Annotated in this window: 10 protein-coding genes, 1 tRNA gene and 1 other annotated feature; of the genes, 6 read left to right on the top strand and 5 right to left on the bottom strand. The window is 65.5% G+C overall.

Annotation, left to right across the window (positions count from 1 at the left end):
- Positions 1 to 38: 38 nt before the first annotated feature.
- Positions 39 to 93, bottom strand: a sequence feature (sul1 is cis-regulatory element that is thought to sense ions involved in sulfur or methionine metabolism; They are found in Alphaproteobacteria).
- Positions 94 to 256: 163 nt separating this feature from the next.
- Positions 257 to 1,378: an ROK family protein gene (locus HMH01_RS10625; RefSeq protein ID WP_171325103.1), complete on the bottom strand. Its 1,122-nt coding sequence runs from the start codon at positions 1,376 to 1,378 to the stop codon at positions 257 to 259.
- A gap of 297 nt (positions 1,379 to 1,675) precedes the next feature.
- Here HMH01_RS10625 and HMH01_RS10620 point away from each other — a divergent pair, with 297 nt between their 5' ends.
- Genes HMH01_RS10620 through HMH01_RS10600 form a run of 5 tightly spaced genes read left to right on the top strand, consistent with a single transcriptional unit; the run spans position 1,676 to position 6,594 of the window.
- A complete protein-coding gene (locus HMH01_RS10620; RefSeq protein WP_343035232.1) occupies positions 1,676 to 2,365 on the top strand; it encodes a nucleoside/nucleotide kinase family protein in 690 nt (229 codons plus the stop codon).
- Entirely contained in the window at positions 2,343 to 3,398 is a 1,056-nt protein-coding gene (locus tag HMH01_RS10615; protein WP_171325101.1) for an ABC transporter ATP-binding protein, read from the top strand. The genes HMH01_RS10620 and HMH01_RS10615 overlap by 23 nt, the downstream gene beginning before the upstream one ends.
- A gap of 42 nt (positions 3,399 to 3,440) precedes the next feature.
- Entirely contained in the window at positions 3,441 to 4,802 is a 1,362-nt protein-coding gene (locus HMH01_RS10610; protein WP_171325099.1) for an ABC transporter substrate-binding protein, read from the top strand.
- A gap of 59 nt (positions 4,803 to 4,861) precedes the next feature.
- Positions 4,862 to 5,752, top strand: a complete 891-nt coding sequence (locus HMH01_RS10605) for a carbohydrate ABC transporter permease (protein ID WP_171325097.1) — start codon at positions 4,862 to 4,864, stop codon at positions 5,750 to 5,752.
- On the top strand, positions 5,749 to 6,594 hold the full coding sequence (locus HMH01_RS10600) for a carbohydrate ABC transporter permease (protein ID WP_171325095.1): 846 nt from the start codon (positions 5,749 to 5,751) through the stop codon (positions 6,592 to 6,594). The genes HMH01_RS10605 and HMH01_RS10600 overlap by 4 nt, the downstream gene beginning before the upstream one ends.
- 331 nt (positions 6,595 to 6,925) lie before the next feature.
- On the opposite strand, the gene HMH01_RS10595 is transcribed toward HMH01_RS10600, so the two are convergent.
- On the bottom strand, positions 6,926 to 7,729 hold the full coding sequence (locus tag HMH01_RS10595; RefSeq protein ID WP_171325094.1) for an RES family NAD+ phosphorylase: 804 nt from the start codon (positions 7,727 to 7,729) through the stop codon (positions 6,926 to 6,928).
- Positions 7,689 to 8,069 (bottom strand): MbcA/ParS/Xre antitoxin family protein, encoded by a 381-nt coding sequence (locus tag HMH01_RS10590; protein WP_171325093.1) that lies wholly within the window; start codon positions 8,067 to 8,069, stop codon positions 7,689 to 7,691. Before HMH01_RS10590 ends, HMH01_RS10595 begins: the two co-directional genes overlap by 41 nt.
- A gap of 473 nt (positions 8,070 to 8,542) precedes the next feature.
- Here HMH01_RS10590 and HMH01_RS10585 point away from each other — a divergent pair, with 473 nt between their 5' ends.
- Positions 8,543 to 9,817, top strand: a complete 1,275-nt coding sequence (locus tag HMH01_RS10585) for a hypothetical protein (protein WP_171325092.1) — start codon at positions 8,543 to 8,545, stop codon at positions 9,815 to 9,817.
- Between the two features lie 336 nt (positions 9,818 to 10,153).
- Here HMH01_RS10585 and HMH01_RS10580 read toward each other — a convergent pair.
- Positions 10,154 to 10,230, bottom strand: a tRNA-Arg gene (locus HMH01_RS10580).
- A gap of 46 nt (positions 10,231 to 10,276) precedes the next feature.
- Positions 10,277 to 10,900: an ABC-type transport auxiliary lipoprotein family protein gene (locus tag HMH01_RS10575; protein WP_171325091.1), complete on the bottom strand. Its 624-nt coding sequence runs from the start codon at positions 10,898 to 10,900 to the stop codon at positions 10,277 to 10,279.
- Position 10,901: the final 1 nt, after the last annotated feature.

Here is a 10,901-nt window from a genome sequence, read left to right as displayed (position 1 = left end):
AACGCGCGGGGCAGGCCTGCATGTGCAGCGTCTTGCGTGGTTGTCCGGCGGATCGGCGGCCGGAATAGCCACCCCGACAACGCGGGGTCCAGGTGCGTCGCCGTGCGGCATACAGGCCGAATGCAGTGACGGCAACGGGTAATGTGGGTGCCGCCCAGCGTGCCTTTGTCAACGGCGTGGACAGACCGCCGCGAACGTCCCCGCTGCTGGCCGGTGGCAACGGGGACCGCGGCCGCCCCGCCGCACGCGACATGGGTCAGTCGCGCGCGCGCAGGCTGGTGTCGGGCTCGACCATGTAGCGTGACGTGATATGCAATGCAGCCGCCCCGATCGCGCGCGCCGCGCCGCCAAAGCTACCGGGCAGGATTTCCGGCACCGAGATGCCCTGCGTGTCCAGCCTGTGGAGATGCGACTCGACCATGTCGCGCAGCCTTGTCCTGACGGCATCCGGGAACGCCCCGTCGATAATGACATGTTCGAAATCGATGACGGCGCCGGTGGAAACGATCGCATGGGCGAGGCTTCGGCCAGCGCGGGCTATCCAATCCGTCAGGACAGGTTCCAGCGCACCCCAATCGCTGGACGAAGGCATCCACTCTTCGGCAGGGCGGCCATTGGCGGCGAGCATTCGTTCGAGCGTCATCAGCGACGCGTGATCGATCAGCCTGGTGCCGCCGGGTTCATCGGGGATGCGCAACGGCCCGAAGCCGCCCGAATTGCCGAAGCACCCCTTGAAAACGTTGCCATTCAGCACGATGCCGCCACCGATGAAGGTGCCCACGAAAAAATAGATGCTGTCCGGCCGATCCGACTGCTTGCCGAAGGTCCATTCGGCGCGGCAGGCCGCCGTCGCGTCGTTCTCGACAAGGATCGGGCCCGGCAGGACATCGTCAAGCTGTTGGCCGGCTTCGAAATTCCGCCATGCCTCCATCTCGGGTGTCGCGCCCTTGAAGTCGTCGAGCCATTCCCAGATGGCGGTGGGCATCGCGATCCCGGTCCCTGCGACCTGCGCGCGTTTCAGCCCCGCGGATCTGAGCAGGCGCGGCAACTCGGCCTTGACGAAGCTGCGCGTGTTGGCGGGCGTGGGGTAGTCGATGACGCCGCTGCGCCGCGCGCGAACGGCGCCGCAGAAATCGACGACGACAATATCGAAGCTGCGTCTGCCGATCTTCAGGCCGATATAGTGGCGCGCGTCGGGGTTGAGACGAAGCGGCACCGAAGGTTGCCCGATCCGGCCGCGCAAGGGCGCGTCGCGCACGAGAAGGTTGTCCTGTTCGAGCCCCCTGAAGATCATCGAGACCGCATTGGCGGACAATCCGGTCTTTCGGGTGGCTTCGGCTTTCGTGAGCACCCCATGCCGGCGGATCAGATGCAGCACGAGCCGTTCGTTGTGATCGCGAACGGAGGTTTGGTTCGACCCCATCATTTCCAAACCGGAGGTTCCTGCGTGCTGGCCCGTTTCATCCCTGTCTTCCTGTCCGAAGCAATCGAGAGCGCGATCCTAGCGAAGGGGCGGCGCGACTTGAATAGCCTCCGGATGGGATCGGAACAACCAATACCTAATTCATAAAGAAGTTATTATTGACTCGACTGTCGCTCGGCTGCTAGCCAGACGCATCGAAAACGCGCGGGCCTGCCGGATCGAGGCTGGAGCCTGCATGTCGGGGAGGGCCTTGTGGCGCACGGCGAGATCGACGCCATTGTCAGCTGCATTGACGAAGCGAAGCGATCGAGTTCCCGCACGCTGGTGGCGATAGCCGGTGCTCCGGGATCGGGAAAGTCCACGCTTGCGCAACTGCTTGTCGACGCGCTGGTTGCGCGCGACGGCGATGGAGCGGCCGAAGTGGTGCCGATGGATGGCTACCATCTCGACAATACGGAACTGGACTTGCTTGGCCTGCGCGACGTGAAGGGCGCACCGCAGACTTTCGATGCGGCCGGTTTTCTTGGGCTTGTACGTCAGATCAGATCGGATCCCGGTGCAATCCGCTACCCGCTGTTCGACCGGTCGCTGGATGCCACGCTTCCCGATGCGGGCGAGCTTTCCGCGGCGACCCGGGTGGTCGTGTTCGAGGGGAACTACCTTCTCCTGACGGATCCGGTCTGGGTGGACCTCGCGCGCCTTTTCGACGTGACGGTAATGCTTTGCGTGCCGCTGGACGAATTGCGGTCGCGGTTGATCGACCGCTGGCTGGGTTACGGGTTGTCTCGGGCCGACGCCGTTGCGCGCGCAGAGGGCAACGACCTGGCCAACGCGCGGCATGTCATTGCAAACAGTGCGCCCGCGCATCTGACCCTTGGGTCGGGCGCCGGCGAAATGAAACAGGAAGGGCGGACACGACATGGCGGGCGTCAGCATCCATAAAGTCGAGAAGCGCTTCGGCCAGGTGCGCGTAATCCACGGCATCGACGTGGAGATAGAGGACGGTGCCTTCGTCGTCCTGGTCGGCCCCTCGGGTTGCGGGAAATCGACCCTGTTGCGCCTAATCGCCGGACTGGAGGACGTGACGGGCGGGTCCATCCGCATCGGCGGGCAGGAGGTCAACGACATGGCCCCGAAGGACCGCGACATCGCGATGGTGTTCCAGAACTACGGCCTGTACCCGCACATGACGGTCGCGCAGAACATGGGTTTCGCGCTGAAGCTGTCGGGCGTGGACAAGGCCGAGATCGCGTCGCGCGTCGACAATGCCGCCGGCATTCTCAACCTCGATGCGCTGCTCGATCGCTACCCGCGGCAGCTTTCGGGCGGCCAGCGCCAGCGCGTCGCCATGGGGCGCGCCATCGTGCGCAATCCGCAGGTCTTTTTGTTCGACGAGCCGCTATCGAACCTTGACGCAAAGCTGCGCGTGCAGATGCGCGCCGAGATCAAGCAGCTGCATCAGCGCCTGAAGGTCACCACGGTCTACGTCACCCACGACCAGATCGAGGCGATGACCATGGCCGACATCATCGTCGTGATGCATGACGGCGTAGTGAAACAGGCCGGCGCGCCGCTTGAACTTTATGACCGTCCCACGAACCTGTTCGTGGCAGGTTTCATCGGCTCTCCGGCGATGAATTTCCTCGATGCGACGGTAACCGGCGGAGAACTGGCTCTTCCCGATGGGCAGCGTCTGGGCGTGCCAGAGGGCGCGACGCTTGCCGAAGGGCAGGTGGTTCGCGTCGGGATCCGGCCCGAGGACCTGGTCATGTCGGATGCCGGTCTTCAGGTGCAGGTCGCCGTGGTCGAGCCGACGGGTGCCGAAATCCTGATCGGCGCGCAACTCGACGATGCGCCCTTTACCGTCGTCTTGCGCCAACGCCATGCGCTTGCGCCGGGGCAGACGATCACGGTCGCGCCCATGCCGGGCCGCGTCCACCTGTTCGACCCGAAGACCGAAGAGCGGCTGAACTGAGCGGCCGCGGAAAAGACATATGCAGAGGAGGAGGAATAACCAATGAACAACCTGACCAGAAATGGCGTTGCCGGGGGGGTGCTTGCCCTTGGGATGACGCTGGGAACCGCCGCGGTTGCGCAGGATGTGACAATCCGCTGGGCGCTGCACCCGGGCGCAGAGGCCGACGCCGTCATCAACTATTTCGCGCCGAAATACGAGGAAGAGACCGGGGTCAAGGTGATCGGGGAAATCCTGCCGCCCAACCAGCTGCGCGACCAGATGTCCATCGAGGCGATCGGCGGCACCGGGCGCTGGGATCTTGGCTATCACAGCCCCGGCTGGTTCGGCACTTTCGTCGATCATGTCGTCGATCTCACCCCCTATATCGAGGAGACCGGTTTCGACGTCGACGCGTATCCGCCGCTGATCGTCGAGAGCCACATGAAGTCGGACGCGCGCCCGGGCGAGATCATCGCGGTGCCGACGACCCCCGCGGCGCCCATGCTGATCGTGCGCGAGGACTGGTTCTCGCATCCCGACGAGCAGGCCGCGTTCGAGGCCGAATTCGGCCGCGAACTGACCGTTCCCGACACCTGGGCCGAATTGCGCGAGGTCGCGGGCTTCTTCACCCGCGAAGAGGGCGAGACGCTGGCCGGCGAGACGCTGGAACATGACGTGTATGGCTGGGCCGACGCGCTTGGCGCCGGCGCGGGCATCACCCGCAGCTTCATCGTGGTGCTTTATTCCACCGGCGTTCAGGGCTGGGACGAGAACTACGAGCCCGACATCGATCATCCCATCGTCGTCGATGCGGCCGAGTATTTCGTGGATCTTGCGCAGAACACCGCGCCGCGCGAGGCCCAGAACTGGGGCTTTCTCGAGGGGCTGGAGATGTTCCGTGATGGCCGTCTTGCCACCGCCACCATGTGGCCGCAGGGCGTGGGCACCGTCGAGGATCCCGACGGCGATGCCGTGGGCAATACCGGCTACAGCCCGCTGCCCGCGTGGGAAGACAACCTGGCAGGCTACGAGCAGGGCACTCCCTTCCTTGGCGGCGGCGGCGTGTTCGTCTTCGACACGCCCAATGCCGACGAAGCCTTCAAGTTCCTGAAGTGGATGCTCCAGGACAACGAGGTCGAGTGGGGCAAGCAGTCCGAGCAGTTCTCGACCGCCGGCCACTTCCAAAGCGAGGAGCTGCGGAACCTGCGCCCCTATTACGGGAAGTTCCTGCCCGCCTACGAGCAGGTCCTGCAGTCCGTCTTCATCCGCCAGGGTATCCCGGAATACGGCTCGGTCATGTGGAACGGCACCACCGATTTCATCACCGACGTGTTCTCGGGTGATCTGACCCCCGAACAGGCGCAGACGCGCTGGGCAAACACCATGACGGACGCCTTCCGCCGCGCGGGCTACGTCGAGTGACTTGAGCGGTCCGGGCGGGGCGATCCCGCCCGGACATTCCTATCCGGGGGACACGAGCGATGGCAGAACGGCGCGACAAGTTCACACGCGGCTGGTGGTTCATCCTGCCGGGGCTGACGCTGATGGTCGCCGTGGTGGGCACACCGCTGGTGCTGGGTTTCAGCTACAGCCTGCAGGACGTGTTCCTCTACGCGTTCGACGCCAAGACCTTTGTCGGTTTCGAAAACTACCGACGTGCCTTTGAAGATCCGCTTTACATCAACGCGCTGCGCATCACGGCCATCTTCACGCTGGGGTGCCTCGTGCTGTCGGTCGGCTTCGGCATCCTGATCGCCTTTCTTCTGAACGCGCGGCAGGTCAGGCTGCGGCCGTTCTGGATGGCGCTGTTCCTGATCCCCTTCGTCATGACCCCGATCGTGGGCGGCATCGCCTGGAAGTTCTTCATCTGGGAACAGGACACCGGGATCATCAACTCGATCCTCGACCTGTTCGGCGGGCCGCAGCCCTATTGGCTTCTGGACCGCGAAACAGCGCTTCTTGCCGCCACGATCACCAATTCCTGGCATCTGATCCCGTTGGCGGTGCTGGTTTTCTACGCCGCTCTCACGACGATCCCCGACGAGTTGCACGAGGCGGGGCGCGTCGATGGGGCAGGGCCCTTCCAGGCGCTGTGGTACATCATCCTGCCCATTCTGCGGCCGCATATCCTGTTCGTGTCGATCATCATCATCACCTCGGCCTTCCGGGAGTTCGACATGATCTGGGCACTTACCGGGGGCGGACCGGGGCGGGCGACCACGGTTCTGTCGATCTTCGCCTACAACCGGGGCATCGCCAACCAGGACATGGGCATGGCGAACACCATCGCATTCACCATGTTCATCATCATGGCGGTCGTCGCCTGGGTCTACATCACGCTTTACCGCAAGACAGGGAGGCACGAGGCATGATCACCGCCGGGCTGAAGAAGCGCGCCACCGTCTGGGGCGTCCATGTCCTGCTGGCGGTGTGGCTGATCATCTGCATCCTGCCCCCGGTCATGCTGCTTGCGGCCAGCCTCAACAGCACCGCGCTGTTCCGCAGCCCGCTGGATCTGCTGCTTCTGCGCGATTTCACGCTGGAGAATTTCGCGCAGGCCTTCTCGCGGGGGGATTTCTGGTTCTTCTTCACCAACTCGCTCATCATCTCGGGCGCGGCCGTCATCATCACGCTGGTGGTCTGCGTGCCACTGGCCTACGGGCTGACCAAGATCTCGGGGCGGGCACGCTCTGCGGTGTCCTACGGCGTGCTTGCGATGCGCTTCATCCCCTATGTCGTGCTTGCGCTGCCGATGTTCCTGATCTTCGTCAATCTTGGCCTGACGGGCTCGCGCTTCGGCCTGCTGCTGGCGCATCTGTCGATCCATATTCCGTTCGCCACCTGGATGCTGGTGGGCTTCTTCGACACGGTACCGGGAGAGTTGGAGGAAGCGGGTATCGTGGATGGCTGCACGCCCTGGAACCTGTTCTGGAACGTGTCGCTGCCGGTGGTACGCTCGGGCGTCATCGCACTCGCGATCCTCGTCTTCATCATCTCGTGGAACGAATACCTCTTCGCGCTGTTTCTTGCGGGCAGCAACGCTCAACCGCTGACGGTGGGCATCACCCGCTTTCTGGGCGGGGCCGAGGCGGGGGCCGAGTACGGCATCATCGCCGCCTATGCCGTGCTGGTGATCGCGCCCGTCATATTGTTTGCCCTCACGGCCAATCGCTTCATCGTAAGCGGCATGACGGCAGGTGCCGTGAAGGGCTGACTTCGGGGGCGGCGTTGCCCGGGGCCATGCCGCATGCGGCAGGACAGCGGCGCCTGCGGATCAAGAAACGCAGCCTGGCGGGGCAGACCAGCACGCGTGCCGCGATACGCCCTCTGGCGGCGACGCTGGATCCCCCCGCTGCCTGTCGCGGAAATTCCGCCCGGCCACGACCGGGGTCCGGTCGGTGTCGATCCGATGCCCGCGCCCCCGACCGCTCGGCGCCGGCGATATCCGTGCAGGCCCGGGCTGAAGGGCTGATTGTGCCCCCCGGTCCTTGGCACGTTGCGGACCTTGCCGCGATCGTGCCCGGGCCTGCCAGTCGATGCCTGGGTCAGGGCGCCGGACCTCGTGATGTCTCTCGCTTCGCCGGGCGCCTTTCCCAGACCATCCCCCCAAGCCTTGGATCCAGGGAAAAGGCATCCCGAGCGAAGTCGAGCCCCAGCCTGGGGTGTTCCCGCAAGGCCTGCGCACCGGTGTCCCCGATGCGGATGCGCCATGTCTGACGCTCGACCGGATGGGCTTCGGCGAAGGCGCGACAGGAAAGGACGGCCAGGTTCGCGCGCCTCTCCGGGTCCCGGACGGAGATGTAGCGGATCGCCTCTCCGCCGATCCCCCGCACCGTATCGGCCAGGTCCTGGCACGGGCCATACTCCGTCAGGTGGGTCCAACTCCCCTCGTCCTCGGCGAGCGCACCCGCCGTCACGTCGACCGCGACAGGCGTCGAGACCGATGCCGAGAATGCGGTGTACTCGGCCGCGTCGTCCGGGAACGGCGTCTCGGGGCTTTCGGCGTGGAAAAGGTAGCGGTAGAACACCATCTCGGCCGCCGCCGTCTCCGGGTGCTCGGCCCCGTACCAGACCCCGGGCGTCAGCCCGGCGCGACGGAAGCGGGACCCAAGGGGATAAGGCCGATACCGGAACGGGGTGGCGAGCAGGTAGTCGAGGTGGCGACATTCCTGCGGAACCGGCGGCTTGGTGTTCTCGAGAATGTCCTCGAGCACGGATTGCTCGGCGGTGCCATCCACCAGCTTCATCGTCGAGACCATGTGCTGCGCCTCGACCAGGCGCCAGGCCGAACCTGCATAGGGCCGCGCCTCAGATCGGAGCGCGTCTGCCGTCCAGGTAGGTCGTGACATCGACAAGTCCTTGAACCGTGACCATGCGCTCGATCGGGCGTGCCGCCAGGGCGGTGTTGGGCGCCTTCAGCCAGATGCGGGCAACGGTTTCGTCGCCACCGGTGATGGCGTCGAGCGACCGGAAGGCGCGGACGAACAGCGCGGCGATCTGGAACGGCTTCGAGTCCACTTCAAGCGCGGCCTCGTTGCGCCTCCACCTAGAGATGGTCGCCTCCGAGACGCCGACGATTTCCGCAAGCTGGCGCCCCGATATCCCCAGCCGCTCGGCTGCCCTGAGAGCGGCCCTTGTCAGGACGATGCCCCGATCCGGCTGTGGTGCGATGTTGCGTGGCTGGGTCATGGCGCAATCCTTTCACAGGGAAACATATACCCCTTGGCTTTCAGATGAAAGACATAACCTTGTCCTCGCCGCTTTCCCGGAATGCCATGTTCCCTGTGGCCTGACGACCGCTTCCGCCGCGCATGTCGGGATGACACGGACCAGATGCGCCGGATGACCGCGAAGCCGCATCGAGCAGGGGGTGATCGGGGCGCCGTGGGCGGGGGGTGAGAATTCGGCCCCCCGGCGCGCCGGTCCCGCCGCGTTGCTGTCATCTGGCGGGATCGCGCATTGCCCGGAAATCGGCGGTACCCTTGCCGTGGTGCCCAGGGCGCATCGGATCGAACCGAGGCCCTCGGGGTGGATCTGGCGATGTTTGATCTGCCTCAATGTTCCCCGACGGCAAATCGAACAGCGTGAGGTGGGCCGAACGGCCACCACATCGCTGGCAGCCGGTTGCGGTTCCGTCAAATCCTGAGACGGGGGATACCAAGGTGGCAAGATATCTGATCATCCGGTCGGCGAAGGTCGCGATGCTTGTGGGTGTTGCAGCGGGTGCGCTGTTCCTTGCAGGCGGCAACATCATGCATGCACAGGGCCAGGGCGGCGGCTCGGAGTCGTCCGGTGGTGGCGGCGGCGGGTCCGACTCGGGCTCCGGTGGGGGCGGTGGGGGCGGAAACTCGGACGCCGGCTCAGGAGGAAGCAGCAGTGGCGGCGGCATTTCCAACCAGGGCGGCACCGCAGGGCAGGCCGGTACCGGCGGGCAGACTGATACCGGAGGTGGGGCTGGTGCCGGCGGGCAAGGCGAACGTCCCGCCGCCGCTCCGACCGCCGAGGCCGACGAGGACAGCGTCCGCCCGGGATGGGCCGGTGGCAATCCGGAACTGAACCCGCATGCGGGGGCTGGCAGCGGCAACCCGTCGTCCGGTACGACCAAGGGTGACATATACGGCGATCTCGTGATGCTTCTTCGCGATCCCGCAACCGGTGAACCCATCGTCGCCGGCACCAGCGTCGATCCGGAAACCGGCGAGGAGATCACCGAGTACTACGTCTGCCTTGACGCTGATTGCGGAACCTACATCGCCACCGAACTCGGGGAACTTCCCGAAGGCGTGACCGCGATCGCGGTGGATTTCGGTCGATCGTCCGTGGCGCGCGCACCGTCGAGCGTGACGGATCACGCGCTGGAAGAGGCGCTGAGCAAGCTTGAGACCGCAGACGAGGTCGCTCTCGATCTGTCGGGGCGGATCGTCTACAGCATCGACGGGACGTGGTACACGATCGACTCCCCGCTGGAGAACCTTGCGCTTTATATCGATCTCGCGGCCGGGCTTGCGACAGACACCACGACCGCGACCGAGACAGTTCTGGATGCCCTGGGCCTTGCCACGCTTGACATGGCGGCATCGCTTCTGGCGGGTGTGGCCGACAAGACCGGGGACATCACCCTGGACTACCTCGTGAACGAGAACGTCATCTCGGGTGTCGTCGAGGCAGGCGTCTACTACGACTACTCGACGTTCGAATATTCCAGGGACTATCCGACCGATTACACCTACTGGGTGTCGATCGACGGCGCGCTTCCGGTAACCGCGACGCTCGATATCAACGCGTATCTCGCCGACGAGTCTGTGAACGGCGCGCTTCCCGACGCCACGGACTACGCGGCGCTGTTTGCGGCAGCGGCCGACGATGCGCTGGAGGTGATCGAACTCGCGCACACGCAGATCTACACCGAACTCCTGCCCGGCACGGTCGTGGAGTGACGCCATGTCGGGCGCCCCAGGAAGGGCGCCCGATGCAAAGCTGGCCGGGATGGCGCGGGCATCGCAGGATGTCCCGCGTCACCCCAGGCCTCAAGACCTGGGGCGGGGTCGTCCAGGCAAGCAGACGGTCCCGCTGCCCCGTCGCATCGCCGAGGGTGTCAGAGCGCGGTTGGCTGGGGCACGAGTCGCCTTTGGCGATCGAGCATCACGGACGCGGGGCGGAACGGATGAAGGCCATCACGGGAACGGAACAAGGCCGGAACTCGGGAAACCGTTCTGGAAACTCGCGGGGGCGCGATGTGTAATCACCTGATACCCCATGGTTTTCCTATGGGATGGCGACCCCTGAAGGACTCGAACCCTCAACCTGCTGATTAGAAGTCAGCTGCTCTATCCCGTTGAGCTAAGGGGCCGCGCTGGGTGTGGGCTTAGCGCAGTTCTCGGGCGCTGTCACGCCGGCTAGCGCATCGTCGTGACGGCCCAAGCGGCCGCGTCGGACAGGACCGCGCCCAGCGCTGCGTCGAAGGATGCGACCAGGTCGTTCGTGGCCGTGGAGGCTGCGGTGGCGGTTCGGGTGAAGACCCGGCTTGCCACCGCCTGCCGGTCGGCGTCGCGGATCGCCGACAGGCGCAGCGTCACTGTGGCGGAGGCGCCTTCGCCCTCGGGTCCGAGACGGGCGTGGAAGTCCTGCAGGTCCGAGACCAGCACCCAGTCGGGGATCGGTCCCCCGGTCTGGCCCGTGACCACGCCGAAACGGCCCGTCGCCGCCAGGGAGCGCACGAGGAGCAGTTGCACATGCTCTGTCGCTGGGTCCGCCCAGCGGCCGTCGGGCAGGTAGCGCACCTGCAGCGCGTCGGGCTTGACCGCGATGCGGTCGGTGGCGATGGCGCCGCTGCCCGCCGGTTCCTCGACATAGACGTTGGGTCCCAGTCCGCGCCCGGGGGCATCGGTCGTGGCCGGGGTGAGTTCATAGGTGTCGAGCGGCCGTGTCGAGGCGGTGAAGCTGTCCAGCGCCGTGCAGCCGCCAAGGGCCAGCATGGCCGTGCCGATCGTCGCCGCGCGCAGGGGAAGGGGCAGGGGCATC

The organism is Halovulum dunhuangense, assembly GCF_013093415.1.
Lineage (GTDB): Bacteria > Pseudomonadota > Alphaproteobacteria > Rhodobacterales > Rhodobacteraceae > Halovulum > Halovulum dunhuangense.
The sequence above is the reverse complement of the archived record's forward strand: the minus strand, read 5'-3'. Positions and strand labels throughout refer to the sequence as shown.

Excerpts from the sequence above, each read along its gene's own strand:
- HMH01_RS10610 (WP_171325099.1), top strand. The coding sequence starts at position 3,441 with ATGAACAACCTGACCAGAAATGGCGTTGCCGGGGGGGTGCTTGCCCTT.
- HMH01_RS10595 (WP_171325094.1), bottom strand. The coding sequence starts at position 7,729 with ATGTCACGACCTACCTGGACGGCAGACGCGCTCCGATCTGAGGCGCGG.
- HMH01_RS10615 (WP_171325101.1), top strand. The coding sequence starts at position 2,343 with ATGGCGGGCGTCAGCATCCATAAAGTCGAGAAGCGCTTCGGCCAGGTG.
- HMH01_RS10575 (WP_171325091.1), bottom strand. The coding sequence starts at position 10,900 with ATGCCCCTGCCCCTTCCCCTGCGCGCGGCGACGATCGGCACGGCCATG.
- HMH01_RS10590 (WP_171325093.1), bottom strand. The coding sequence starts at position 8,069 with ATGACCCAGCCACGCAACATCGCACCACAGCCGGATCGGGGCATCGTC.
- HMH01_RS10605 (WP_171325097.1), top strand. The coding sequence starts at position 4,862 with ATGGCAGAACGGCGCGACAAGTTCACACGCGGCTGGTGGTTCATCCTG.
- HMH01_RS10600 (WP_171325095.1), top strand. The coding sequence starts at position 5,749 with ATGATCACCGCCGGGCTGAAGAAGCGCGCCACCGTCTGGGGCGTCCAT.